This window comes from Sulfurimonas sp. (assembly GCF_029027585.1).
Taxonomy (GTDB): domain Bacteria; phylum Campylobacterota; class Campylobacteria; order Campylobacterales; family Sulfurimonadaceae; genus Sulfurimonas.
Window position 1 is genome coordinate 589,133 of the sequence record NZ_CP093397.1, and the last position, 25,181, is coordinate 614,313.

A 25,181-nucleotide genomic window follows, 5' to 3' on the forward strand; every position below is an offset into this window, starting at 1 on the left:
ATAGTTTTGCTAAAATCCATAAATTAAAAATTTTGAAGGTTTAATATGTTTGGTATGGGTTTTACTGAAATACTTTTTATTGCTGTTCTTGCTATCCTTTTTTTAGGTCCAGATAAACTTCCAACAGCTATGGTTGAAATTGCTAAATTTTTTAGAGGTCTTAAGAAAACCATAGGAACTGTTAAAGACTCTATAGAACAAGAAATGAATGTTGCAGATATAAAAGAAGAAGCACTTGCCTATAAAAAAGAGTTGCTAAAAGCTACAAATGAGATAAAACAAGCTACTGATATCAGCTCGATAGCTCCATCTCTAACAAATCTAAATGATGACTTTTTAGATGATTTAATAGAACCTAAAAAGAAAAAAGAAAGTCCTAAAGAAGAAAAAGTAACATTTAAGAAAAAAACTATAAATAAAGAAGATACAAAAGATGTTTGATGATTTAAAACCTCACCTCATAGAACTAAGAAAAAGGCTTGGTATTTCAGCAGTAAGCCTAGTTACTATGTTTTTTGTAATGTTTTACTTTCACGAACCAATACTAGAATGGATGGTTGAGCCTTTAAACATGGCACTCACAGAAGTTGGTAAAAAGTCTGTTCACGCTGCTGAGGGAATGGTTACTACTTCTCAAGTAGGTGGAGCATTTTTTGTTGCACTAAAAGTTTCGTTTTTTGCTGCTATTGTCGCGGCTTTACCTATTATACTTTCTCAAATCTGGCTTTTCATTGCTCCTGGACTTTATGCAAATGAAAAAAAGATGCTTATACCTTTTATAGTTGGTGGAACGGTAATGTTTTTAGTTGGTGTTTTGTTTGCCTACTATATAGTTACACCTTTTGGTTTTGACTTTCTCATAACCTTTGGTAGTTTCAAGTTTACGCCACTCATAAATATAGAAGACTATGTTGGCTTTTTTACAAAAATCATGTTTGGTTTTGGTTTAGCTTTTGAGCTTCCTGTTTTTGCCTACTTTTTAGCACTCTTAGGACTCATAGATGATAGAATGATGATAGCATTTTTTAAGTATGCACTTATAATTATTTTTGTCGTTGCTGCACTTTTGACTCCACCAGATGTTCTAACTCAACTACTCATGGCAGGACCACTTATCATACTTTACGGTATTTCTATTATTATAGTTAGAATGGTAAATCCAGCTCCTCCACTTGAAGATGAGGACGAAGATGATGAAGATGAAGATGAGGAAAAAGAGATTACTGCCATAGAGAAAAAGAGCGAATAATTTTCGATTAAAATAGTATTAATCGAGGCAAATATATGAACACTAAAAAAGAACTCCTAACTTCTAGCTATGACTTTACCCTTCCTTCAAAACTCATAGCAACTCACCCAGCAAGTCCAAGAGATAATGCAAAACTTTTAGTTTATAACCGTAAAACTAATGAAGTAACGCATACATATTTTTATGATTTTGAAAAATTTATCCCAAAGAACTGTGCTTTAATCTTTAATGACACAAAGGTTATAAAAGCTAGAATATTTGGTAAAAAATCAAGTGGCGGCAAGATAGAACTCCTCATAAACAGACCTCTAGATGCTAACAATATAAATGTATATATACGGGGTAAAGTAAAACCAAATACTAAGATTTACTTTGATGCAAATTTAATAGCAGTTGTAAAAGAGATTAAAGATGATGGCAGTAGAGTTGTAAACTTTTACATTAAAACTAAGCTTTTAAGATTTGAAGATTTACTTCCCATAATAGATAAAATAGGGCATATTCCACTACCTCCATACATACAAAGAGAAGATACTACGCAAGATGTTTCTGAGTATCAAAGCGTTTTTGCAAAAGAAGAAGGTGCAGTTGCAGCACCAACAGCTTCTTTACATTTCACGCAAGAACAACACAAAAGGATATGCGATAATTACACTCATGCTTTTATCACGCTTCATGTAGGAAGTGGGACTTTTAAACCTGTTGAAGTAAAAACAATCACAGACCATCCGATGCACTCTGAATATTATGACATCTCAGACAAAGCAAAAAAACTTTTAGACTCAAACACTTCAATCCTTAGCATAGGAACAACATCAACAAGAACCATAGAGTTTTATGAAAAACATGGCAAAATTCAAAGAGGCGAGGCAAATCTATTTTTGCATCCAAACAACAAACCTTCAAGAGTAAATCATTTACTCACAAACTTTCACCTTCCAAAATCAACTCTTTTAATGCTAGTTGCTTCTTTTGTTGGAGTAGATAAAACACAAGAACTTTATGCAGAGGCTATAAAAAATGAGTACCGTTTTTACTCATACGGCGATGCAATGTTGATACTATAAAATCAACTAGGAAGAACTCTACCATTTTGAATATTTATATCACCATTTAACTCAGCCTCAAAAACTCTTTGAGGGAAGATTTTTAAAGCTTCATCATAAGTAGGATTTGTTTGACAAAACTCTATAAAATCATCAACTTTTTTTTCTAAAACTTCACTAGACGCAAATCTAGAAACAAACTCATCAACATCGTAAATAGCCTTAGCTTTACCTAATTTTAAAAGCTCATTTGTCCCTTCACTTTCCCCTACCCTATGAGGAATTACAAAAATTTCTTTACCCATTTTTAAAGCAATTTCTATACTTCTCATACTTCCACTCTTTAACTCCGCTTCTATAACCACTAAAACATCTCCAAGAGCTACAACAACTTCATTTCTAACTACAAAACTCCATGGAGTTGCTCTGAAATCTTTTTCAAACTGGCTAAGTAATAATCCTGATTTTTCAATACCTTCTAACAAGTTTTTGTTGATTGAAGGGTATTTGATATTTATGCCACATGGAAGAACCGAAATTGTATTCTCTTCTCCAGCGCTTTTATGAGCAATAGCATCTATGCCCATTGCTCCACCACTAACAACACAGACACCATTTTTTGATAAAGTTGAAGCTATCTTGTGTGTAAGCAAACGAGAATATTTCGAGGGTTTTCTACTTCCAACTATTGAGATTTTTGTTTTTTTTAACAGTTCAAGGTTTCCACTAAAAAAAAGTTGTTTCGGATAGTTTTTCATGGACTCCAATTCAACTATTTTTTCTTGAACTAAGTTCATCAGTAAAGCCTATTTATATAAACCAACTCAACATCTTTAAACAAAGCTTTTGACTCATGTAAAGCTAAAAGTGTGTTTGCATGTGGATGCCCAATAGCTATGGCTGTTCCATGTAGTTTTGCGATTTTTATCGCTCTTTTTATCTGCAGTTTTATAGACACTTTGTCCATGTCATGGTCTAAAAAAACATCTCTTGCTACATAGTTTAAACCAAGATTTTTCATAACTTTAGGTGCTTTTGTTTGGGCAGTTGTTCTACTGTCTATAAAGTTTATATTTTGAGATTTAAGTGCGTACAAAAGACGATTCATAGCTAACTCATTTGCTGTAAACTTACTTCCTGTGTGATTATTTAGATATGCTACTCGAGGAAACATTTGTTTTATTTTTAAGATTCTTTGAGAGATTTTAGCATCTGAATCACTTATTCTTAAAGTTAAAGGCTCTTCGGCACTAAAATTTTGTGCTTCTAAAGGTAGATGCACCATATATATTTTTTCTTTAGATGCCAACTGTGCAGAATTTGGACGAAATGAGCTAGGTGGTAAAAATGACATTGTTAAAGGAATACCTAAACTTTTGATGGCATTAACATGAGAGAGAACACTAACATCATCTATGATGATTGCTAATTTTGGCTTTGTTGATACTCTTTTGACTTCTCTTTTAATTCTTAAAGGCGGTTTTGGAGCTTGAGGAAGTGATATATCTCCATACTCATGGGATGCTCCAGCAAAAGCTTTACTCTCTTGCTTTAGAACTTTTTTAAGTTTTTCATTTACAGTAGTTCTAGTTTTTTTAGAACTTATTTTTTCTAGCTTTTTTAGAACTGAAAGTCTTTTGTTCTTTTCATATTTTGTTTTAGATGCCATCTCTTCTTTTGCGTCTTCATATCCAAAATAATATCCAGCAACTAGTGAACTTAATATAATCGCAATGATCGCTAAAAACCATGCTAAGTATGTTAAAAAATTGTTAGTAGTTTTTTTCTTTCTTCTTTTTGCCATTTTAAGTAAATATCTCCAAATTTTTTATAACTATACCAAAAAAAGTAAAAATAATAACCCTAATATGGCAAAATGAAAAGTATCTATATCTTAGATGTACTTTTAAGTGTCTTTTATGTATAATCGCGAGTTCCTTTCTATTTGTATCATTATTTATGATGATATATTCATATCCGAAAGTAGAAACAATGCCAATACGGCAAATACCAAAAGGAGATTATACTCTATGAGAAAATACGAAAACTTAGTTATCGTTAAACCGACATTTACAGCTGAAGAAATCCAAGCTAGCATCAAAGCTATCGAAGAAATAATTACTTCTAACGGTGGCGAAATCGCTACTACAGACTCTATGGGAATGAGAAAATTAGCATACCCTATTGATAAAAATGAGCGTGGTTATTACCATGTTATATATTATTCTATTGCTCCATCTGCAATTACTGAAATCGAAAGACGCTTCCGTATCAACGAAGACCTTCTTCGTTTTATAACTATCAAGTACGATTCAAATCGTGAGATTACAGCATGGAATCAACTAGTTCAAAAAGCTGAGAAAAAAGCTGCAATACCTGCTAAAGAAGAAGCACCTAAAGAGGAAACTCCAGTGGTTGAAGAAACTCCAGCAGTAGTAACAGAAGCTCCAGTGGTTGAAGAAACTCCAGCAGCAACAGAAGAAGTAGCAAAAGCTGAGTAATCAGTTAAGCTAAATAGATTAAGGAAAGTTCATGTTTAATAAAGTCATATTAGTTGGAAACTTAACTAGAGATATCGAACTAAGATACTCTCAAAGTGGTATGGGGATAGCAAAAACTGCTATTGCTACTAGTCGTAAATTCACTAGCAATGGTGAGAAAAAAGAAGAAGTATGTTTTGTAGATATAACTTTTTTTGCTAGAAGTGCCGAAATCGCTAACCAATACCTTCGTAAAGGAAGTAAAATCCTAGTAGAAGGAAGACTTCAATTTGACCAATGGACCGATCAAAATGGACAAAAACGCTCTAAACATGGTGTAGTTGTTGAAACTATGCAAATGCTAGACTCTAAAGGTGATAATCAAGGTGGTGGATACCAAGCTCCTGCTGGGCAGAATGCGCAAAGCTATAACCCTCCTCCTCAACAAAACCAAAGTTACCAGAAGCAAGAACCAAGCTATGGGAACAATGAGCCTAAAGCGCAACAAACTCAACAACAAAGCTATCAGCAAAATGCAAATGCGCAAAGTCGTCAGATGCCTAGTAGCAATGATGTTCCTGTGATTGACATCGATGAAGATGAAATTCCATTTTAGACGCCCGACTAAAAGGACAAGTGCCCTTGGGGTGAAATAATATATAAAGGAAATACCATGGCAGAAAAAAGAAAATACAAAAAAAGATTTTGTAAATATTGTGAATCAAAAGTTGATTTTATGGACTACAAAGAAGTAGGAACTTTGCGTTTCTCACTTTCTGAGCGTTATAAAATTATGCCTCGTCGTTTAACAGGAAACTGTAAAAGACACCAAGACATGATCTCAGCAGTAATCAAAAGAGCTAGAGCAGCAGCACTAGTTCCATATACAGTTACTCGCAAACAAGTTATAACTCAACCGTTTGAAAACTTAAGATAGGTTTTCAACCCTTCAAATTCCTATGCTTTGCATAGGAATTACTACTCAACCAAATAATTTAGGAATATTTTTTGCTATATAAAAAGTAAAAAAGTACTCAAATGCATAAAATTCTTCTCTTCCTATTTATTTTAACTTCGCTTTACTCAAAAAGTTCTGATTTTTCAGTTATTGTAAATGAGCCATTTAATGATGCTCTTTTTGATGTTACTCAGGATTATGACGGGCAGATAAGTGCTGTTGGAATATCAAGAAACTATAAAGAGTCAAAAATAAAAAGTAAGACTTATACAAATGCTTTCGAATATCTTTCTAGCGTATCAGATGCTTTCGGCTCACAGATGCATCTACTTAAAATTGATAATTACGCAAACTTAACCATAAATAAATCTTCTAAAATGTCTAAATTCAGTGAGGCTATCGCCTTAGTTAAAACTCCATCAAATGGTTACTTTGTTGGTGGTTATACACTAGATGGTTCACTCCTAATTTTAAAACTTGACTCAAGTGGTACTCCTATTTTTACTAAAATGTTTGGCACAAAAAATTATGACAGGATGAGTAATCTTATACGACTTCGTGATGGCGGTGTTTTAGCTATTGGTAGTTCTATAACATCTCGTTCTAGCCATGATTCTCTCTTTGAAACTGGACTTGGTTTAAATGATATTTACTTAACTAGATTTAGCAAAGATGGTAGAAAACTTTGGAGCAAAAAATACGGAACTATGTATGATGACAGAGGTATAGATGCTGTTGAAGCTTTTGATGGTTCTATCTTAGTTCTTAGCACAACTAGTTATGAGAAAAATAAAAATATAACACTTATGCGCATAACAGAAAATGGAAATAAGATTTGGTTGAAACATTACAAAACTGATGGTGTTATCACTCCTCATAAAATCATAAAACTTAGAGATAACAACTTTTTACTATCACTCTCACATAAAGATGATATGAACAAAGATCAGATTAGACTTATAAAATTTGACCTTCAAAAAAATGTTCTTATTGACACAACGATTTCTACCACTTACGCTAGTGGTTTAAAGGATATAAAAGAGTACTCTGATGGCTCACTCATAGGGGTAGGTTATGTAAGAGATGCTTACAATACAGATGCCTTAGTAATGCTATTTGACTCTAGTTTAGGTATGTTACACCAAGAACATTTTGGTGATGAGAACTATGATATTTTTAACGCAGTTACAATTCTAAGAAACTCTCAAGCAGCCGCGGCAGGGATAAACACGCATAAAGATTCTCAAAGCTCAAATATGTGGGTTGTAAAGTTAAATAGAGATGCAACAATAGCCCAAAAATCAACAAAAGTTATAAACATTTACGAAGAACTTATAGAGTTATTTAAACAAGAGATAGCATCTTATAAAATAGTGATAAAAAAAGATTTAAGTATTGAGTTTATAGACCATAATTTATATTTTAAAGTTTCTAAATTTGAACTTACTACTCAGCAAAAAAATTATTTGAATAATTTTTCAAATAAACTCATACCATTTCTTAAAAAATACCAATCATATATAGAAGTCCTAGAAATAAATGGTCATACTTCTAGTGAATGGGGTGGAGCAAAGTTTACTTCTAGATACTTAAAAAATGAAAAATTATCTATGAGTCGTTCATATTCAACTCTTAGTTATATATTTAAAAATCAAAACCTGAAAACACAAAAATGGCTAACAAATATACTCAAAGGTAGTGGTTTTAGCTATTCCAAAAATGTTATGCAAGGAAAATATGAGGACAAAGACAAGTCCAGAAGAGTATCTTTTAAGATACTATTGAACTAGCTCTAAAACTTAAACGAACTTTATCTTGTTTTAGTTTTTTATATAGTTTATATTTTGCTTTTTCTAACTCTTCTTCATTAATAGACATAACATCTATTAGTTCTTTTACTTCCATTTGAGCACTATCCATTGCAAATAGTTTTAACTCTTTTTTTGTAAGTTTAGATTTTAATACACCATATAAAATCTTATCATCCTCTATAAAACTTTCAATGTCCATCTTGCAAAATCTTGCAAGCATCTGTCTAAAGTTATTCTCATCGTTATACTGTTTCCAAACTGAATTTTCTAGCATCTATATATTCCTATTATTAATTTCTTCTAATATTTTTGTTAAATCTTTTTCTTTTATAATGATATTTGCTTCTTTTTCTAGAACCTCTCTAGCACAAAAAGCTACTCTTGTCCCAGCATGAGCGAACATACTCAAGTCATTTGCTCCATCACCACAAACTAATGTTTCTTCTTGTGTAATGCCAAGTATGTTTTGAAGTCTTACTAGCATATCACCTTTTGAAAAGTTAAACATCATATCTCCGCCAACAAGCCCTGTAAGTTTGCCATCTTTATGATGAAGCACATTTGCAAAATCAGCGTCATAGCCTAAGATGTCTTTCGCAAAACCTGTGGCAGTTCTAAAACCACCACTAAAACAAACTACTTTTATACCTCGTTTTTTTAGCTCTTGTATTAACTCAACTGCACCATTCATATATGGTAAATTATGGCTTATTTTTTCAACTATTGATAAGTCTAAACCTTTTAAAAGTCCCACGCGTTGTTGTAAAGATTCAAAAAAATCAAGTCTTCCACTCATTGCTTCTTCTGTTATACGAGAAACTTCTTCACCAATTCCTAATTCTTCAGCAAAAAAGTCTATCGTTTCACCGTCCATCAGGGTAGAATCAAAATCAAATACAGCTAGTTTTAGCATTTATATCACTCACTTTTGTTATAATGTCGCAATTATAGCCAATTATATAGATTTAGGATTTTTTTTGTTTGATATACTTATGAATAAATTGCAAAACAGCACATATATTACCCTTGAAACTACACCAGCTCACTCACCTACTTTTGCTCCAATAATTGAGAAAATCGAAGCTTTAGGACTGCAAAATTATGTAGATGCTTTTACAACAACAGACAATCCTTTAGCAAAACTAAAGTACAACTCTCTTTTTGCTGCTAAAATGTTACAAGACAAGTTTAATAAGCCTGTAATCGCAACAATGAGCATGAGAGATAGAAATAAAATAGCCTTGCAGTCTGATTTACTTGGTTCAAATGAAGTAGATATACGAGCAATTTTAGCACTGACTGGTGACCCTGCTACAATCTCAGACCAACCTCATGCCAAGGGTGTTTTTGAAGCAGATAGCACACTTTTGCTAGATATAATAGCCTCTTTTAATAGCGGACTTAGTTATGCTGGAAAGCCTTTTGTTCATAAACCAAAATATATTTACCCTTTTGCTGTTGTAAATTCTTATGCCAAAAATCCTAAAACACTTCAAAAAAAGATGCAAAAAAAGATACGACATGGAGCAAAAGGCATAATATCTCAACCTTTATATAGTTTAGAAAATGCAAAAAAACTCTTAGACATACATGCAAGTGCAAATAAAGAATCTCAAAAATACAACAAACACTCAGAGTTGATTTTTGGCATCTTCCCCATCACAAAACTAAGAACCGCTCAGTTTTTATCTGCTCATGTACCGGGAATTAATGTTCCAAACTCTTGGATAGAAGCCCTACGAGTTGCAAATAAGAAGGGCGAAGAAGAAGAGTACAAAGTTGGATTTGAACTTAGTAAAAATCTTTTTGATTCGCTTAAAGAGTATCATCCAAAAATTCACTTAATGACAGCAAACCAATTTAAATTGGCTCACGATATATTAAAATAAACAGGAAAATTATGATTGACTTAAAACTACTACAAAAAGATTTTGAAAGTGTAAGTAAAAAACTACAAAGAAAAGGTGTAGAAATAGAACTTATTGAGAGTTTAAAACTCAAAAGTGAAGAACTAAAAAAAGCAAAAGTAAACTTTGAAACACTTCAAGCCTTACAAAATTCTATGAGCAAAGAATTTGGTGCTTACAAAAGAGAAGGTAAAGATATAAGTGAGTTAAAACAAAGAGTCGATGCTAACAAGATTGTGATAACACAAGCACTAGATATTCAAAGAATTAAACAAGAAGAACTAGAAAATATCGCTATGGCAGTTCCAAATATTCCAGATGATGAAGTTCCAGATGGAAAAAATGAAGATGACAATATTGAAATAAGAAAAATTTTAACTCCAAAAAAGTTTAGTTTTACTCCAAAAGAACATTGGGAATTAGCAGAACAAAACGAGTGGATAGATTTTGAGAGAGGAGCTAAACTTTCAGGTAGTCGTTTTAGTGTGTCTTATGACATGGGTGCAAAACTTGAAAGAGCTCTTATAAATTATATGCTTAACTTTAATGGTAGCAGAGGTTTTAGAGAAGTCAGTGTACCTCATATGGTAAACAGAACTGCACTTGAAGGAACAGGACAACTTCCAAAATTTGAAAATGACTTATACAAAATAGAAGGGCAAGAGATGTTTATGATACCAACCGCTGAAGTCCCTCTAACAAACCTTTTTCAAGGTGAAATCCTACCTTATGATGTACTTCCTATAAAAATGACAGGCTACACCTCATGTTACAGAAAAGAAGCAGGGGCAGCAGGAAGAGATACACGAGGTATGATAAGACAACATCAATTTCACAAAGTTGAGTTAATTTGTATCACTAAAGAAGAGAGAAGCGATATTGTATTTAACGAGATGATTGACTGTGCTTCTGATATATTAACAGCGTTAGAATTACCTCACAGACTTGTTCAACTCTGTACTGGTGATTTAGGTTTTTCAGCTGCTAAAACAGTAGATATTGAAGTTTGGTTACCAGGTCAAGACCAGTATCGTGAAATAAGCTCTATCTCAAACACAAGAGATTTTCAAGCAAGACGAGCAAAAATCCGCTACAAAGATGGAAAGAAAAACAGATTTGTAAATACCTTAAATGGTAGTTCTTTAGCTGTTGGTCGTACACTTGTAGCTATTATGGAAAATTATCAAAATGAAGATGGAAGTATAGATATCCCTGAAGTGCTGAAACCTTATTTAGAGATGTAAATTCAATTTTAAATACCTAAAATAATGGCACCTTTATTGCTTACAAAAGACAACACTAACTAAGGTATATGATGGCTGAAGAAGAAGCAGAAGAAATAATTATCATCGAAGAGAGTGATGCTGCTGGTCCTGAGACAACTCCCCAAGAAGAGCAAAGCCAAGCAGAAGGTTCTTCAAAAAAGAAAAAAATACTACTTTTTGCTATTGGCGGTATAGTTCTTATACTTATCATCGTTATTGCACTATTTTTTATTTTTAAATCACCTGATGTACAGATGCAAAATACTTCTATGAACTTCATAGAAGATAAATTAAGTGAAAAAACACAGGTACATGTCGAACCAAGTAAACTAGAAAATATGATAGCAAAAGCGAACTATCTTTACTCAACTGGTTCAAAAAATGAAGCACTTTTTTTATATGAAAAAATTGCTCAATATAGTGAAGCTATTTCTGTTTATAACTTGGGTGTAGCTCAACTCAAAGATGCTGATTATGCTTTAGCTTTAACAACCTTTAAAAAAGCCATATTAAATGATGAAAAAAGATGTGTAAGTGCCATAAATGCTGCTGTTTGTTCTTTGCATCTAGGAGATGAAAAAAAATTTAGATACTATATAGACTTGGCACATTCATATTTATACAAAGAACAAGATTCTCCTTTATACTCTTACTACTACACTCTTATAAGCTACTATAACCAGAATTATCACGCGGCATTAAGTGCCTTAAAAAACCCAACGAGTGATGAATACCCAAGATTCCAAAAACATCTAAAAGCTAAAATAAATGCTCTTTTTTCAAATAACTATAAAGCTATTGAAGCTATGGAGAAAGATTTTGACACTGATGATTCTTTTAATATTGCTCTTTTGTATGCAAGGATTGGAGATATTACACTTGCTCAAAAACATTTAAAAGAGTCCATCATTAAAAATGTACAGCCTGTTAAAGCAGCTATTGCTCAAGCATTTATAAATCTAAAAGCTGGTCAAGTTACAACAGCTAGTAAACAACTAAAGAATGTAACAGATATGTTTCCAGAGCAAGTCTATAAGCCTTATCCTATAAAAGTAAAACTTAAAGATTCTCTTTTTGACCCACTAAAAGCACAACTTAGATATAGAAAACAAATCAATAATTCACAATTGTTTAATTATCAAAAAATATTTTATTATGCTCCATATAAAATTTTTAATGCTGATAAGACTATAAGTTATATACAAAAAGGAAATGCAAATATTTATATAAACAATACATCATCAGCTAAACAATATTTAAGAAGAAGTGCTTCATCTTCAAATGTTAACAAAGGTATAGTTAAAGCTATACAAAATGCTCTTATTTTTAAACTAAGAAAGGCAAATACCGAGCTAAAAAGACTAGCAAACATCCAACCTAAGCATTCAGTTCTTCAGTATAACCTAGCTTTAACTTATGCTCAAATGGGAGACATTAACGCAGCAAATAAGCATTTTATATTGTCTTTTCATTTAGACTCTAAAAATTATTTAGCTGGTATTTTTGCTATTATGACTAGTCAACTTATCCATAAGGATGCAACAAACCTAACAGTAATTGTAAAAGACTCTATTTCATTAGAAGAAGAAAGTGAAAAAACATATCTTTATAAAACACTTTTAAATATTAGCGATAACAACATTTTATCAAGCGCTGATTGGCTTGATAATGACTTTAAGCAAAAACCTTTATACTTAGCTCTTGATACTATCATAGCTTTAGAATTAGGAAATGATAAGATTGCTAAAAAAGCTTCTCATAAACTAACTCTCTTACTGCCAAATGAGATACTTTCGCATATTATGTACATAGATGCACACTTTAAAGATTTCAAACCTAAGGTGTATGCGAAAAAAGTATTAAATTATTTAAAATTACAAAAGTTGACTTTTGATGATTTGTATTATGGTCCATACATTACAAGATACCTTTACATTCAACAAAATCTAATAATAGGTAGATTATATTTCTTAAGAAAACAACTTAGAGATGTTCTTGAGAGTACAGATACTCAAACTCATGAGATAGCTAATGCTTTAGCTCTAGCATCGCTTTATGATAAAGCCTATGAAGAATCATATACTCTATTTAACCACTTAATAGATGATTTAAAAGTTAGAGATGCTTATACTATTTTTCTCGGAGCAGTTGCATCTACTGCTGCTTCTCATCATGCAAACGCTATTGCCTTATTAGAGTTGGCCAAAATGAAAGATAACACATTTGTAGAGAGTCGTTATGCTCTTGGTTTACTTTACTTAGAAGTTAAAAATAATGAAGGTGCTGCAATTCAATTTGCAAGAGTTGGAGATTCTGGTTTTAACTCTAGTTATTTTGATTTTAAGATAGACTTAGAAAAGCTACTTTTTGAAAAAGAGCAAAAATAGCTTTTACTTTTTTATAAATGTTTTTGGCATAAGTACAATGGTTCTAACAACTCCATAAAGTATATATATAACTGCCAATAACGCAAAACCCTCAATAGGGTACATAAAAACAAAAAGCAAAGCAGACAAGATAAAAACAAAAGATTTCATTGCATGTTTTGGAGATAAATCTACTGTCTTAAAGCTAGGGTAGCGAATATTACTAACCATTAATACTGATACTAACATAGATAAAAACATTATAACTATTCCGTAATTATCATGAAGTCCATATTTATCAAAAAGTAACACAAGAAGAGAAACAAAAACAGCTGCTATAGGAATAGGTACACCTATAAAAACACTAGGTTCACTACTTACTGTCATAACATTAAATCTAGCTAATCTAATAGCCCCAAAGATTACAAAGAGGGCAGATGCCACCACACCAAAGCGCCCAAACTCATGACCTATAAATAAGTACATTAAAAGTGAAGGAGCTACACCAAAAGCTACCATATCAGCTAACGAATCAAACTCAACACCAAACTTTGAGCAAGTATTTGTAAGTCTTGCAACTCTTCCATCTATGCCATCAAGAATTAAAGATAACATGATTAGCCAAGCAGCTTTGTCAAACTCACCATTTACTGCACTAATGATACTAAATACACCAGAAAAAATTGAAGCTGCCGTAAAAAGATTTGGCAGTATATATATTAAATTAGCTTGTTTGCTCTTCATCTTTTTCATCTTTTTTTACCATCTTTGCATCTTCTCTTAACTCTTCTTTAATCTCATCAACAGACTCAGAAACCTTAGATTTCATATTATTCTCTTTTTCAAAGTTAATGATTATCTCTCTAACTTCATCACCTGTAATATTCTCTTTTTTATATAAAAGTGCAACCATACCTTCAATTGCACCTCCATACTCTTTGAGCCTATTTACAACACCCTTATAATGCTCTTCTAACGATGTTTTAATGAATGTATCCATTTGTTCAGCCATCTTATCACTGTATTCACGAGTAGCTTGTTGACCACCAATGAAAGATTGTCTGCTTTTCTCTAAAACCATTAACCCCGCAACATCACTCATACCATAGGTCTGAACCATTGATTTTATAATATCTGTTGCTCGTTCTAAATCATTTCCTGCACCCGTAGAAATCTCTTTTATAAATACTTCTTCAGCAGCTCTACCACCAAGTAAAACATCCACTTCTGCCCACATTTCAAAGCGTTGCATCATAAACCTATCTTCTTCTGGTTTATTTAGTGTATATCCTAAAGCAGCAAGACCACGAGGTACTATAGAAACTTTAGAAACTTTCTTTGCTCCATATGTAGTTTCTGCTAAAAGAGCATGTCCACTTTCGTGATAAGCAACTATTTTTTTCTCTTTTGGATTTATACGACGAGATTTTTTAGCAAGACCTGCTATCGCTCTCTCAACTGATTCAAATAAATCACTCTGTGTAACAGTCTTTTGACTTTTTCTACCAGCAAGTAATGCTGCCTCATTAATGATATTTGCCAAATCTGCACCTGCAAGTCCTGCTGTAAGTCTTGCTATTTCATCTATCTCTACATCATCATCCATTTTTACACTTTTCATGTGTACTTTTAAGATTTTAACACGACCTGCAAAGTCTGGCTTATCAACTAAAACTTGTCTATCAAAACGCCCTGGTCTTAAAAGTGCAGCATCTAAAACCTCAGGTCTGTTTGTAGCAGCTAAAATAATTACAGGAGTATCAGTACCAAAACCATCCATCTCTGCTAAGAGTTGATTTAGAGTTTGTTCTCTCTCATCATTTCCACCCATCATACCACCAGCAGCACGACTTTTACCAATAGCATCTATCTCATCTATGAAAATAATACTTGGAGCATCTTTTTTAGCCTGTTCAAATAAATCACGAACTCTTGCTGCTCCAACACCAACAAACATCTCTATAAAACTAGAACCGTTTACCGAGAAAAATGGAACATCAGCTTCACCAGCAACTGCTTTAGCTAAAAGTGTTTTACCTGTACCAGGGGAGCCTACAAGTAACACACCCTTTGGAATTTTTGCACCTATTTCAACATAACGAGCGGGATATTTTAAAAAATCAACAATTTCTTGAACTTCTTCTTTTGCTTCTTCAACACCAGCAACATCATCAAATTTTGTATCTGGTTTTTCTGAGTTTATCATCTTTTTTGAGTTACCCATGCCAAGAATGCCACCACCCATACTCTTTTGCATTCGTCCTGCAAAAAACATCCATACACCAATAATGAGTAAAAATGGGAATAACCAACCAAACATCTCTGTAAACCAATTTGTTTCACTGAAACCAGAATAATCGATGCCTTGTTTATCCAATAATGATACAAGATTGCCATCTCCTGGAATAAGTCTAGTTGCGTAAATCATGCCATCTGTTGATTTCGCTTTTATATAAGTCTGTCCTATCTCTACTTTTGCTAAACTTTTAGACTCTATAAGACCTTTAAACTCTGAGTAACTTACTTGTTTTGTTTTTCTACTTGTTGTGCCATTTCCTGCATCAAAGGCTGAACCATCACCAACAAGACCTTTAAACAATAAAATTATTACAACTGAAAAAATTGCAAAAGTTATTAGAGGGTTTTTATTGAAAAAATTATTATTGTTATCGTTTTTATTTGAATTTTGTTTTGACATTTTTTATCTCTTTTTTTATTTTCTTTTTAAAATGAAGGTTAACCATTCATCTTCTTGTATCTTTTGGACTACTTCACAATCTTTGTAAAAAGTTAAAACTTTCTTTTCATATTTATCTAAAATACCAGATATGATTAAAATACCATCTTCATTTAAAGCATTTTTTAAATCTTTTGCTATAAAAGTAAGTACATCTGCTACAATATTTGCAACAACTACATCATACTTTTTAGAACTTAAAGAACATGAACCTTCCCAAATTTTTGCAAATTCAAGATCATTAAGTTTTGCATTATCTATACTATTTTGCACTGATACTGGGTCAGTATCACAAGCATCTACTACTGCATTTAACTTCATAGCTGCGATACCAAGTATCCCGCTTCCACAACCCACATCAAGGATACAACTACCTTCTTTTACATACTTAGAAATAGCTCTTAGTGCTGAAGCAGTTGTTGGATGATGACCTGTTCCAAAAGCTAAAGCTGGATCTATTTGTATATTTATAAGTTGTGAATTGGGTTTATTCCAAGTTGTATGAATATAAAATTTATCTATACAAAGTGGTGTTATACTCTTTTGATAAAGTTCAACCCAGTCGCTGTTTTTAAGTTTTTTATGACTAGTTTCTAAATCTATATTTTGTCCTAAAGCTTTTGTAAGAGCTTCACAAAATTGCTCTAATCCCCAAGCTATAGTTTCAAGTTCATCTTCACTTCTTACGATGAAACCCATTTTAGTTTCTTCAAAACCAACAGGAATCGTATCGGCTAAAAAATCTGCAAATAACTCCTTGTGAGAGGAAACATTAACTACTAACTCGTAGTAGTACTCTTGCATTACTAAGAAACACCCATTACAGCACCAAGCTTTTCTTTTAATACCTGAGGAGTAAAAGGTTTAACTATATAGTTATTTACACCTGCTTTAAGTGCAGTAATCACTTCTGATTTACCACCTTCTGTAGTTACCATAATAATCGGTGTATCTACAAATCTATCATCAGCACGAACTTTTTTCACAAGTTCTAATCCATTCATTTCTGGCATATTCCAATCAGTAATTAACATATCAATATCAGGATTAGAATCCATTTGAGCCCAACCTTCAACGCCATCAGCACCTTCAAGTATGTCTTTATAACCTAAACGAGCCAAAGTATTTTTTATAATACGGCGCATTGTAGAACTATCATCAACCACAAGTAATTTCAATTGAAATCCTTTTAAAAATATATTTGTAAAATTTATACTCTAATAATAGCAAAATTTTTATTGTTTTTCAATTAATTTAGAAGTTTAAACATCTTTGGCAAATCTAATTTACCTTCATAGTAAGCTTTTCCAATTATTACACCATCAACTTCATTTGTTGCTATCAAAGCTTCTATGTCACTTTCGTCTTTTACACCACCACTTGCAATAGTGCTTACACCACTTGCTCGCGCAATATCTAATGTGAAATCAACATTAACTCCTGCTAAAGTCCCATCTTTGCTAACATCTGTACAGATAATAGCTTCAACACCAGCAGATGCATACTCTTTAGCCAAATCAGTTGCCTTCATAGTGCTAACATCTGCCCAACCTTCTACTGCAACAAAACCATCTATGGCATCTATACCTACTGCTATTGGATATTTACTAGCCATATCTTTAACAAACTGAGGATTTGTCACTGCAATAGAACCTAAGATGATTCTATCTATCCCAATTTCTAGCATCTTTTTGATAGTTTCTTCATCACGGATGCCACCGCCAAGTTCTAGTTTAACATTAGAGTTTTGTCTGATTTTTATTATCTGTTCTAAGTTTTTTGGCTCACCTGCAAAAGCTCCATTTAAATCAACTAAATGCACCCACTCTGCACCCATCTCTTCAAACTTTTTCACTAAAGACCAAGGCTCATCTGAGTAAATCTTTGCACTGTCCATCAAGCCTTTTGTAAGGCGAACTGCTTTTCCATCTTTTAAATCTATTGCTGGGTAAAGTGTCATTTTTTTATAATCCTATAAAGTTTTTTAATATCGCAAGACCATTGTCATGGCTTTTTTCCGGGTGAGGCTGGATGCCAAAAATATTTCCGTGAGCTACTGCCGATGTAAACTCATAACCATAATTTGTTCTACCGATAATATCTTCTTCGTTTGTACAATTAACATGATAAGTATGCACAAAATAAAGATAATGTTCTTCATCTAAGTTTTCAAAAAGAGGATGAGAAGTTGTAAACATTCTGTTCCAACCCATATGAGGTACTTTTAGTTTTTCTTCAAACTTAGAAGTATCAAAAGCTTTTACATTACCTTTGATGAGTCCTAGACCTTCATGTTCTCCAAACTCTTCACTTGATTCAAAAAGAAGTTGCATACCAAGACAGATTCCAAGCATATACTTCCCACTTTTTGCATACTCTTTTATAGCATCTATCATATCTCTATCTCTTAGATGCTCCATAGCATCGCCAAAAGCACCAACTCCTGGTAAAATTAACTTATCATAATTTTTAAACTTACTTGGATCACTCTCAACAACCGTTTTTTCTCCCAACAAAGCAAATGCATTTTGTACACTTGCTAAGTTCCCCATGTTATAATCAACTATCGCTATCACTACTATTTCTCACTTTTGTAAATTTTATATATACTGCTAGACTTAATATCAAGACAGCCACTCCACCAATAATATATGTTGCATATATAAGTTTTTCTGGGTCTGTTATAGCAAACTTAAACACCAACATCAAAGCTTCAATAGACAAAGCTATAATTATAGAACCTAAAAATTTAACCATGGTTTTATGTGGACCTGAAATATTTTGTTCTTTATGCCTACCCAAAATCTCTTCTTCAATAAGAGTCTTAGCTAAATCAAAAATGGCCAAAGATAAAGTAAGGAGAATAGTTGCCATAAACATATCATCTATTATCAGATTAGTACCTGCTACTTCTTCCACAAAAAAGCTCTTAACACCATGTGCAAATAAAAAGATTGCAACAGCAATAAGAGCAAAAGAATACATAGCATAAGAAAATTTAAAAAACTTAGAAAAGAAGGCATCTGATTTATTTAAATGCGCAATTTTTAAAACTTCATCAAGAGGCATATCTAAACATGCCACATATTTCAACACTCCACTTTCAGAGTAGATTGGTTGAGATGCTGTAACTGTCAACTCTTGTGTAATTAGAGATGGGTAAGGGTCTGTAATACTACATCTGCCCTCTCTAACTGCTCTATAATAGTAGGCTCTATCTGCTCTGATTTTCCCTGTATCGTCATCTATTTGTGCATTTGCAGTATATGTTGGTGTTATCTGAACACCTCTATGGTCAAGCAGATATACACCTTCACAGTTTTCTAAATCTGCTTTTATCTTTAGCATACGAGGCATTATCATCTCTACTGAGAGGGAGGGAAGTCTATTTGGAATGTTTTTAGAAAAGAGATAACAAAAGTAAGCTCTTACCTTCGTTCTACCTTCTGCAAAATTTTGAATATCTGAAGCAACCATTTATCTAGTTAAATCCTTCTTTAGAACTTGGAATATCTGTTATTTGTGGACGGTGAGTAATACTTGGTCCAAATACTTTTTTGATGATTGATTTAAAACCTTTTTCATTTTCTTCATATTCGCGTTCTGCTTCTTGAAGGGCTACTTCCCACGCTGATGAAAATCCAGGAGCTTTTAACATCATTTTTCTTAATGCCCCATCATAAATATTTAAAAGTCTAAGTTCTGCACGACCAGGTTTTTGTCCTAATGTTTTTACTGAAATTCTTAAATTCTCATTTTCTTTTTTATATTTTTCTAAATCTTTTTCTAAATTTTTATTACCTAAATCTGTTATTTTCATCTGTCTATTTAAATGTTCTTTATACTCTTTTAATTCTCGTTTATGTACTCTTATTTCAAATCTGGATTTTATATAACTTAAAAAATAACCAACAACAAAACTTGCAAGTATTAATAATATTCCTAAAGTGCTCAATTCCATAAAATCTCCTTTTATCAACCTGATTATACCAAAAAATATAATCTACTTAGTTTTACTTAAAAATGGATCTGCTAATAATCCTATTATAGATGCTAAAAAAAAGAAAAATCCACCACCTATTAACATTATATATATTGGCACTATTGTCATGCTTTCAAACATCTTATATCCTTTACTTTTGATACCTAAAGTATAAAGAATTAAAATGTAAATATAGTGTTATTTCAATTTTTATCTAATAGTTGTAAAACTCATAACATCTTCGCTAAGTTCTGTTTTTTTGCTCTTTTTCTTTTTGATACCTCTTGTTTTTACAAGAGCTTTTTTTATGTCTTTTGAAATGATATAATAGCCACTTTTTTCATCATAACTTACAGATGGAAGAGAATTTATTTTACGGTTAGATGCTATGACTTGGATGCTCTCTACTCCAAAAGGTGGTTCAACTGTGAACTCTCCTAAACTTATCCATCTAGATGCATCATCTGCATTTATAAACTTAACAAATCTACTGTTTCCATTACCTTCACTTAACTCTAAAAGATAAGAAAAACTTCCTTCTTTTGTTTGTGTATAACCGACTATATAGATATAACCCATCTTGTTTAGTTTTACAAAAAGCTCTATATCTTCACCCTTGTTAAAAAGTAAGTTTTCACTTCCTCTGTTTGAGTTTAGAGAAACCTTTAAAGAACTAGAACTTATCACTCCTGAGTTAAGTAAAGCGTCAAAGTCTATATTTTTTGGTTTTACTTGTATGTTTTTGTAAGCTTTTTTATTTATGTTTATTGTTTTTGAAGCAACTATCTCATTTGTTTTTATACTTAAGAGTTCATAGTTTAAAACCATCATTTTTTTTGTAACTACATACTCTCCTACTAACAGATAAGAAGCATTTTTAGGACTTTTTACACTCTTTACTTTAGCTTTTAGCTTTTTTACAAAAACAGCACCAAATTGAGCAACTGTTGTGTTTGATTGCATAAGTGGCGGATAAACAAAAATATTTTTGTTTTTAAAACTTTTTGCTAAAACTCTACTTGCCATATCTAGTGAGTCTATATTTGAGTCAAGTTTTGCTAGTTCTAGTTTTACTTTTGCCTTGGTTAAAGTTGGACGATTTGGTAGTTTTGAGCCTAAAATCATCGCTACACTTTCATATCTGTCATACTCTTTTAAAAGTGAATAAGCATCGCTGTAAAGTTGTAGTTTCAAAGTAGAAGATGAAGATGAAGTGTTACCTATTTCTGAGCTTATACTATCTAACTCTTTTTTTATATTTTGTAGTTTTTTAGTATAGAGTGCTTTTACTTTATGTGGGGATAACTCTACTCTTGCTTCAACTTCCATAGCTCTATCTATAAAAGTAAAATCAGCACCTAATATTGGTAAGTTTGAGCTTATTTTTATGTTTGATGAAGAACTTGAGTTTCCTTTATCTCCTTTTACGAAAGACTTTGATTCAAAGTTGGAACGAACCTCACTTTTTATAACCTGACTCAAATCCCCAAGAGCCTCTTTTTTTGCTTCTTTATTTGTTTGAGCATAACCTACCCCACTTATATCTGCACTTAGCATAGATGCCAAACAAAGTGTAAGCATCCATATATTTTTCACTTTAAAAAACCTCATAAATCAACCTTAAATATCTTTGCCTTATTATGCTATAATTTATATAATGATTCACTTATACAATAACACTATTTCATCATCACAGTTAAAAGAGGTAGTAAAAGCTTTTAAAGGGTATAAGAGTATTGATATAAATAGATGTACGGGTATTGATGATGATTTTATATATTTTGTTGAAATAGATAAAATAAAAAAAACTCTTTTGTTAAAAATCAAAGAACTTCTTAAAAACAAAAAGAAAAGTTTGATTTACTTTTTTATAAATGATTCTCATAGTTTAATGCTTTTCCAACTTGCTTCTTTGTTGGAAGTAAAAAATATATTTACAAAAAAAAATATCGCTTCTAAGATACTAGTTGACATCCAAAAAGAGATAAAAGAACACCAAACCATACAACAAGAACATCAAATTGCCCAAACTATTATGCATGACCACCATTTTATGATTTTTGAAAACAACAAACTAAAATTTGCTTCTTCAAAAATATATAAAGACTTTAACTGCATAGACCTAGAAGATGTAAAGTCAAAAATTTGTTCGCAGTTTAACTTAGACGCTCTGCTAAAAGAAGACTCTTCTATCCAAAATGTTTTTAAATTTGGCGTAAGTCAAGAATTGTACAATATCAAAAGTAGCACTTCAGATTTAAATCAAGAAAAATTTATCTATATAGAAAATATGCCTGAAGACAATCATTATGATGTTCGTGGTATTGACTTTATAAAAAATCGCATTTACTTCATAGAAACTTTAAAAGAAAAAGTTTTAGAAGTTAGCATCTCTGCTGGAATGCTTGGTGTTATAAGTATTCATATAGAAAACATTGCAAACCTTAGAAATGATTGGAGTGAGTATGAGATAGAGATGTCCATACGCGATATTCTTCTTCAAGTAGAGTTAGAAATAGAATCTCACACTATCTTAGCTCAATATGATAGTGGACTTTATGTAACCCTTTTCCAAGATTTAGATTTTGAAGCATTAAAACAAAAAGCTTCTAAAATACAGTCACATATAAATGAGTACTCAGACAAACAAAAGATAAAACCGCTTATAGGGCTTTATGCTTTTGATATACATAATTTAGAGTTAAATCAAATTTTACAAATCATTTCAAATATTTCAAAAGAAGAACTATCTCCAAAAGATATAGAATCACAAAGCCTTTATAGAATTATAAATATTGATGACACTTTAGATGAAGAAAAAATTATAGATATACTTTTACAAGCATCTTTTACAAATAAAACCGCTATAAAACTGATGAATATTTATAAAGGTTTATGCATAAACACTTCTTCATTAATCGTAAAAAAAATAGATCAAGAGATATATGTAAGATATGAACATCTTCAAGGTACAGTCATGCATCTAGAAAAAGAAACTGTCTTACAATCATCAAATTTTCCAAAAGATATAATTGCTGATGTAAAATATGTTGACCCTAAAAAAAGTATAGCTCAACTCAAAAACTTTAGATTTGTTCAAGGAAGTGCGAACTCTAGAAAGTACTCTCGTGTTACTTGTGCACTTAGAGTACCTATATCTATAACTCACGATAAAGGTACCTTAAACGGAGAGATTTTAGATATATCTCTTAACTCTATAGCTATTAAAACAAGGTTTTCAAAAAATATAAATACTTTAAAACTTAGTAAAATTGTTTTAAACTTTACTCTTCCTATAAAAGATACTGAGTTTGGTTATATGCAACTTTCACTAAATGCTAAAGTAGTTTTTACCCTTTGTGATGATGAGTTTTGTAAAGTTGTACTAAACCTATACGAAGACCAATCAAGTGAAGCTGTTTTAATGGAATATGTCTATGCAAGACAAAAAGAGATAATAGTTGAGTTAAAAAAACAAACGGCTATGCTACAATAATAAGAATGAAAGAATATAAAAAAATAGCTATTGTTCGCTTATCTGCACTTGGGGATATAATAAATAGTGCTGTTGTTTTACAATTTATACATAAAAAATTTCCAAATGCGCAAATAGATTGGATAACAGAAGAAGTTTTTTCTCCTTTGCTTAAAAGCCATCATCTAATCCACAATGTTCACATAATTAATCTAAAAAAAATCAAAAAAGAAAAGAACTTCTTACTTTTGAAAAAAAACATCTCTTATCTTCGCTCTTTAGGAGAGTTTGATATTGTTATAGATATGCAAGGACTTTTAAAATCTGCCATAGTTTCAAGGTTCATTAGTAAAAATACTCATGGTTTTGATAAAGAGTCCTCAAGAGAAGGTCTTAGTTCTCTGTTTTACAAAACAACTTCTAAAATTGCATACGAGGAAAGCATCGTTAAAAGAAACTGTTTTTTAAGCTCAGATGCTTTAGGCTTTGAACTAAGTGATGAGATGATTTTAAATAAAAAACCTATTTTTGAAATAAAAAAAATAGATTTCATAGATGCTAGTAAAATAAATATAGCTTTTATCATCGGTGCTTCTTGGCTATCTAAAAAATACCCTAAAGAAAAAATTATCCAACTATGTAATGAGCTAAAAGAAAATTCTATTATAGTTTGGGGAGATGAAGATGAAAAAAAAGATGCAGAATTTATTTGTAAACATTCTTCTTATGCATCTATTGCTCCAAAGCTTCCATTAATAGAACTTTTATCTTTGATTTCAAGTGTTAATTTAGTCATAGGAAACGATACGGGACCTACACACATGGCATGGGCTCAAAATATTGCATCTATAACTCTTTTTGGTCCTACAACAAGTAGAATGATTTATGAAACACCTAAAAATATTGGGATAAAATCAAGCTCAAAAGTAGATATTTTAAAAATAAATAAAAATGATTTTTCTATACAAGATATAGAAGTTAAAGAAATTGTTTCAAAAGCTAAGGAGCTATTAAACTATGAGATTTAAACTTTTTTTACTACTAGAGAAATTTTTGATGCTACTTCCTAAAACATGGAGAAAAGGTTTTTTTACTTTTCTCGGAATTCTTGCATATAAAGCATCTGCAAGATATAGAAAAGTTGCACATCAAAATCTTGACTTTGCTTTTAATAATCAAAAAAGTGAAAAAGAAAAAGATGAGATAACTAAGTATGCTTTTAAAAATTTAATATATAACTTTCTTCATGCTATGGAACTTCGACACATGAGTAAAGAAGATTTAAAAAAGAAAATCACTATACAAAATATCCAAGCAGTTAATAAAGTTCACAAAGAAGGACGAGCAGTTATATATGTAACAACTCATTACAGTTCATGGGAGCTCGGAGGAGCTAGCATCGGAGCTTTTATAGAACCTCTAATAGCAGTTTATAAAAGAATGAAAAATCAAGAATATCAAGAGTGGCTTTTAGATGCAAGAGATTCTTTTGGAAACATCTCAATGGAGAAAACAAATGTTGTAAAACCTCTTGTTAGAAACCTAAAAAAAGGTGTAGCTTGTGGTCTTTTAATAGATACAAACATAAACCCAAAAGAAGGCTTAATGGTAGAGTTTATGGGTAAAAGCATCCGTCAAACTTCTACTCCAGCTTATCTAGGACGAAAATTTAATGCAGCCATAATTCCTGTAACCATAAGAACTGATGATGAAGAGAACTATACACTTATGCTTTTTGATGAGATACCAGTAGAAAAAACTGATGATATTCAAGCAGATATACAAAAGGCTACACAACTTCAAGCTGATTGGCTAACAAAACTCATAACTAATGAACCAAAATTTTGGTTTTGGTTACATCGTAGATGGAAAAATGACCACCCTGAGATTTATGAAAAATAATCT

Annotated in this window: 26 protein-coding genes; 13 read left to right on the forward strand and 13 right to left on the reverse strand. The window is 31.8% G+C overall.

Annotated features, from left to right (window positions below):
* Positions 1–45 precede the first annotated feature (45 nt).
* The 3 genes from tatB to queA are packed head-to-tail and all read left to right on the forward strand — an operon-like array spanning position 46 to position 2,316.
* Entirely contained in the window at positions 46–441 is a 396-nt protein-coding gene (gene tatB, locus MOV50_RS03135) for a Sec-independent protein translocase protein TatB (RefSeq protein ID WP_321778961.1), read from the forward strand.
* Positions 434–1,249, forward strand: coding sequence for a twin-arginine translocase subunit TatC (gene tatC, locus MOV50_RS03140; protein ID WP_321778962.1), 816 nt, complete (start codon positions 434–436; stop codon positions 1,247–1,249). Before tatB ends, tatC begins: the two co-directional genes overlap by 8 nt.
* A 35-nt stretch (positions 1,250–1,284) precedes the next feature.
* Complete coding sequence (queA, locus tag MOV50_RS03145; RefSeq protein ID WP_321778963.1) at positions 1,285–2,316, forward strand: tRNA preQ1(34) S-adenosylmethionine ribosyltransferase-isomerase QueA; 1,032 nt, start codon at positions 1,285–1,287, stop codon at positions 2,314–2,316.
* A gap of 2 nt (positions 2,317–2,318) precedes the next feature.
* On the opposite strand, the gene MOV50_RS03150 is transcribed toward queA, so the two are convergent.
* Positions 2,319–3,092, reverse strand: coding sequence for a DNA-processing protein DprA (locus MOV50_RS03150; RefSeq protein WP_321778964.1), 774 nt, complete (start codon positions 3,090–3,092; stop codon positions 2,319–2,321).
* On the reverse strand, positions 3,092–4,099 hold the full coding sequence (locus MOV50_RS03155; protein ID WP_321778965.1) for a divergent polysaccharide deacetylase family protein: 1,008 nt from the start codon (positions 4,097–4,099) through the stop codon (positions 3,092–3,094). Before MOV50_RS03155 ends, MOV50_RS03150 begins: the two co-directional genes overlap by 1 nt.
* A gap of 226 nt (positions 4,100–4,325) precedes the next feature.
* Between MOV50_RS03155 and rpsF the strand changes: the two genes are divergently transcribed.
* The 4 genes from rpsF (at position 4,326) to MOV50_RS03175 (ending at position 7,523) form a co-directional block, all read left to right on the forward strand.
* A complete protein-coding gene (rpsF, locus tag MOV50_RS03160; protein WP_321778966.1) occupies positions 4,326–4,796 on the forward strand; it encodes a 30S ribosomal protein S6 in 471 nt (156 codons plus the stop codon).
* Between the two features lie 31 nt (positions 4,797–4,827).
* Positions 4,828–5,391 carry a single-stranded DNA-binding protein gene (locus MOV50_RS03165; RefSeq protein WP_321778967.1) on the forward strand — a complete coding sequence of 188 codons (564 nt, stop codon included), beginning with the start codon at positions 4,828–4,830 and terminating at the stop codon, positions 5,389–5,391.
* Between the two features lie 57 nt (positions 5,392–5,448).
* Positions 5,449–5,712, forward strand: a complete 264-nt coding sequence (gene rpsR / locus MOV50_RS03170) for a 30S ribosomal protein S18 (RefSeq protein ID WP_321778968.1) — start codon at positions 5,449–5,451, stop codon at positions 5,710–5,712.
* 101 nt (positions 5,713–5,813) lie between these two features.
* Positions 5,814–7,523 (forward strand): hypothetical protein, encoded by a 1,710-nt coding sequence (locus MOV50_RS03175; protein ID WP_321778969.1) that lies wholly within the window; start codon positions 5,814–5,816, stop codon positions 7,521–7,523.
* Here MOV50_RS03175 and MOV50_RS03180 read toward each other — a convergent pair.
* Positions 7,504–7,818, reverse strand: a complete 315-nt coding sequence (locus tag MOV50_RS03180) for a hypothetical protein (protein WP_321778970.1) — start codon at positions 7,816–7,818, stop codon at positions 7,504–7,506. The genes MOV50_RS03175 and MOV50_RS03180 overlap by 20 nt on opposite strands.
* A complete protein-coding gene (gene serB, locus MOV50_RS03185; RefSeq protein WP_321778971.1) occupies positions 7,819–8,457 on the reverse strand; it encodes a phosphoserine phosphatase SerB in 639 nt (212 codons plus the stop codon).
* Between the two features lie 64 nt (positions 8,458–8,521).
* Here serB and MOV50_RS03190 point away from each other — a divergent pair, with 64 nt between their 5' ends.
* The 3 genes from MOV50_RS03190 to MOV50_RS03200 all read left to right on the forward strand — a co-directional run bounded on the left by MOV50_RS03190 (position 8,522) and on the right by MOV50_RS03200 (position 13,103).
* On the forward strand, positions 8,522–9,433 hold the full coding sequence (locus MOV50_RS03190; RefSeq protein WP_321778972.1) for a methylenetetrahydrofolate reductase: 912 nt from the start codon (positions 8,522–8,524) through the stop codon (positions 9,431–9,433).
* 11 nt (positions 9,434–9,444) lie between these two features.
* Positions 9,445–10,695, forward strand: a complete 1,251-nt coding sequence (gene serS / locus MOV50_RS03195; protein WP_321778973.1) for a serine--tRNA ligase — start codon at positions 9,445–9,447, stop codon at positions 10,693–10,695.
* 71 nt (positions 10,696–10,766) lie between these two features.
* Positions 10,767–13,103, forward strand: coding sequence for a hypothetical protein (locus MOV50_RS03200; RefSeq protein ID WP_321778974.1), 2,337 nt, complete (start codon positions 10,767–10,769; stop codon positions 13,101–13,103).
* Positions 13,104–13,106: 3 nt separating this feature from the next.
* Here MOV50_RS03200 and pssA read toward each other — a convergent pair whose 3' ends face one another.
* The 9 genes from pssA to MOV50_RS03245 form a co-directional block, all read right to left on the reverse strand.
* Positions 13,107–13,826, reverse strand: a complete 720-nt coding sequence (pssA, locus tag MOV50_RS03205) for a CDP-diacylglycerol--serine O-phosphatidyltransferase (protein ID WP_321778975.1) — start codon at positions 13,824–13,826, stop codon at positions 13,107–13,109.
* Positions 13,807–15,780, reverse strand: a complete 1,974-nt coding sequence (gene ftsH, locus MOV50_RS03210; protein ID WP_321778976.1) for an ATP-dependent zinc metalloprotease FtsH — start codon at positions 15,778–15,780, stop codon at positions 13,807–13,809. The genes pssA and ftsH overlap by 20 nt, the downstream gene beginning before the upstream one ends.
* Positions 15,781–15,795: 15 nt before the next feature.
* Entirely contained in the window at positions 15,796–16,623 is an 828-nt protein-coding gene (locus MOV50_RS03215) for a 50S ribosomal protein L11 methyltransferase (protein ID WP_321778977.1), read from the reverse strand.
* A gap of 2 nt (positions 16,624–16,625) precedes the next feature.
* Complete coding sequence (locus MOV50_RS03220; protein WP_321778978.1) at positions 16,626–16,997, reverse strand: chemotaxis response regulator CheY; 372 nt, start codon at positions 16,995–16,997, stop codon at positions 16,626–16,628.
* A 71-nt stretch (positions 16,998–17,068) separates the two neighbouring features.
* On the reverse strand, positions 17,069–17,779 hold the full coding sequence (hisA, locus tag MOV50_RS03225) for a 1-(5-phosphoribosyl)-5-[(5-phosphoribosylamino)methylideneamino]imidazole-4-carboxamide isomerase (protein ID WP_321778979.1): 711 nt from the start codon (positions 17,777–17,779) through the stop codon (positions 17,069–17,071).
* A 4-nt stretch (positions 17,780–17,783) separates the two neighbouring features.
* Positions 17,784–18,395 carry an imidazole glycerol phosphate synthase subunit HisH gene (hisH, locus tag MOV50_RS03230; protein ID WP_321778980.1) on the reverse strand — a complete coding sequence of 204 codons (612 nt, stop codon included), beginning with the start codon at positions 18,393–18,395 and terminating at the stop codon, positions 17,784–17,786.
* Positions 18,379–19,296: a PDC sensor domain-containing protein gene (locus MOV50_RS03235; protein WP_321778981.1), complete on the reverse strand. Its 918-nt coding sequence runs from the start codon at positions 19,294–19,296 to the stop codon at positions 18,379–18,381. Before MOV50_RS03235 ends, hisH begins: the two co-directional genes overlap by 17 nt.
* A 4-nt stretch (positions 19,297–19,300) precedes the next feature.
* Entirely contained in the window at positions 19,301–19,780 is a 480-nt protein-coding gene (locus MOV50_RS03240; protein WP_321778982.1) for a hypothetical protein, read from the reverse strand.
* Positions 19,781–20,011: 231 nt separating this feature from the next.
* Positions 20,012–21,397 (reverse strand): FlgO family outer membrane protein, encoded by a 1,386-nt coding sequence (locus MOV50_RS03245; RefSeq protein WP_321778983.1) that lies wholly within the window; start codon positions 21,395–21,397, stop codon positions 20,012–20,014.
* A 61-nt stretch (positions 21,398–21,458) separates the two neighbouring features.
* Here MOV50_RS03245 and MOV50_RS03250 point away from each other — a divergent pair, with 61 nt between their 5' ends.
* The 3 genes from MOV50_RS03250 to MOV50_RS03260 are packed head-to-tail and all read left to right on the forward strand — an operon-like array spanning position 21,459 to position 25,178.
* Positions 21,459–23,297 (forward strand): PilZ domain-containing protein, encoded by a 1,839-nt coding sequence (locus tag MOV50_RS03250; protein WP_321778984.1) that lies wholly within the window; start codon positions 21,459–21,461, stop codon positions 23,295–23,297.
* A 5-nt stretch (positions 23,298–23,302) separates the two neighbouring features.
* On the forward strand, positions 23,303–24,304 hold the full coding sequence (gene waaC / locus MOV50_RS03255; RefSeq protein ID WP_321778985.1) for a lipopolysaccharide heptosyltransferase I: 1,002 nt from the start codon (positions 23,303–23,305) through the stop codon (positions 24,302–24,304).
* Positions 24,294–25,178 carry a lipid A biosynthesis lauroyl acyltransferase gene (locus MOV50_RS03260; protein WP_321778986.1) on the forward strand — a complete coding sequence of 295 codons (885 nt, stop codon included), beginning with the start codon at positions 24,294–24,296 and terminating at the stop codon, positions 25,176–25,178. Before waaC ends, MOV50_RS03260 begins: the two co-directional genes overlap by 11 nt.
* The last annotated feature ends 3 nt before the right edge of the window (positions 25,179–25,181 follow it).

Bases quoted from the DNA above. Each gene is read 5' to 3' on its own strand.
- tatB (WP_321778961.1), top strand. From the start codon at position 46: ATGTTTGGTATGGGTTTTACTGAAATACTTTTTATTGCTGTTCTTGCT.
- tatC (WP_321778962.1), top strand. From the start codon at position 434: ATGTTTGATGATTTAAAACCTCACCTCATAGAACTAAGAAAAAGGCTT.
- queA (WP_321778963.1), top strand. From the start codon at position 1,285: ATGAACACTAAAAAAGAACTCCTAACTTCTAGCTATGACTTTACCCTT.
- MOV50_RS03150 (WP_321778964.1), bottom strand. From the start codon at position 3,092: ATGAACTTAGTTCAAGAAAAAATAGTTGAATTGGAGTCCATGAAAAAC.
- MOV50_RS03155 (WP_321778965.1), bottom strand. From the start codon at position 4,099: ATGGCAAAAAGAAGAAAGAAAAAAACTACTAACAATTTTTTAACATAC.
- rpsF (WP_321778966.1), top strand. From the start codon at position 4,326: ATGAGAAAATACGAAAACTTAGTTATCGTTAAACCGACATTTACAGCT.
- MOV50_RS03165 (WP_321778967.1), top strand. From the start codon at position 4,828: ATGTTTAATAAAGTCATATTAGTTGGAAACTTAACTAGAGATATCGAA.
- rpsR (WP_321778968.1), top strand. From the start codon at position 5,449: ATGGCAGAAAAAAGAAAATACAAAAAAAGATTTTGTAAATATTGTGAA.
- MOV50_RS03175 (WP_321778969.1), top strand. From the start codon at position 5,814: ATGCATAAAATTCTTCTCTTCCTATTTATTTTAACTTCGCTTTACTCA.
- MOV50_RS03180 (WP_321778970.1), bottom strand. From the start codon at position 7,818: ATGCTAGAAAATTCAGTTTGGAAACAGTATAACGATGAGAATAACTTT.
- serB (WP_321778971.1), bottom strand. From the start codon at position 8,457: ATGCTAAAACTAGCTGTATTTGATTTTGATTCTACCCTGATGGACGGT.
- serS (WP_321778973.1), top strand. From the start codon at position 9,445: ATGATTGACTTAAAACTACTACAAAAAGATTTTGAAAGTGTAAGTAAA.
- MOV50_RS03200 (WP_321778974.1), top strand. From the start codon at position 10,767: ATGGCTGAAGAAGAAGCAGAAGAAATAATTATCATCGAAGAGAGTGAT.
- pssA (WP_321778975.1), bottom strand. From the start codon at position 13,826: ATGAAGAGCAAACAAGCTAATTTAATATATATACTGCCAAATCTTTTT.
- ftsH (WP_321778976.1), bottom strand. From the start codon at position 15,780: ATGTCAAAACAAAATTCAAATAAAAACGATAACAATAATAATTTTTTC.
- MOV50_RS03215 (WP_321778977.1), bottom strand. From the start codon at position 16,623: ATGCAAGAGTACTACTACGAGTTAGTAGTTAATGTTTCCTCTCACAAG.
- hisA (WP_321778979.1), bottom strand. From the start codon at position 17,779: ATGACACTTTACCCAGCAATAGATTTAAAAGATGGAAAAGCAGTTCGC.
- MOV50_RS03235 (WP_321778981.1), bottom strand. From the start codon at position 19,296: ATGGTTGCTTCAGATATTCAAAATTTTGCAGAAGGTAGAACGAAGGTA.
- MOV50_RS03240 (WP_321778982.1), bottom strand. From the start codon at position 19,780: ATGGAATTGAGCACTTTAGGAATATTATTAATACTTGCAAGTTTTGTT.
- MOV50_RS03250 (WP_321778984.1), top strand. From the start codon at position 21,459: ATGATTCACTTATACAATAACACTATTTCATCATCACAGTTAAAAGAG.
- waaC (WP_321778985.1), top strand. From the start codon at position 23,303: ATGAAAGAATATAAAAAAATAGCTATTGTTCGCTTATCTGCACTTGGG.
- MOV50_RS03260 (WP_321778986.1), top strand. From the start codon at position 24,294: ATGAGATTTAAACTTTTTTTACTACTAGAGAAATTTTTGATGCTACTT.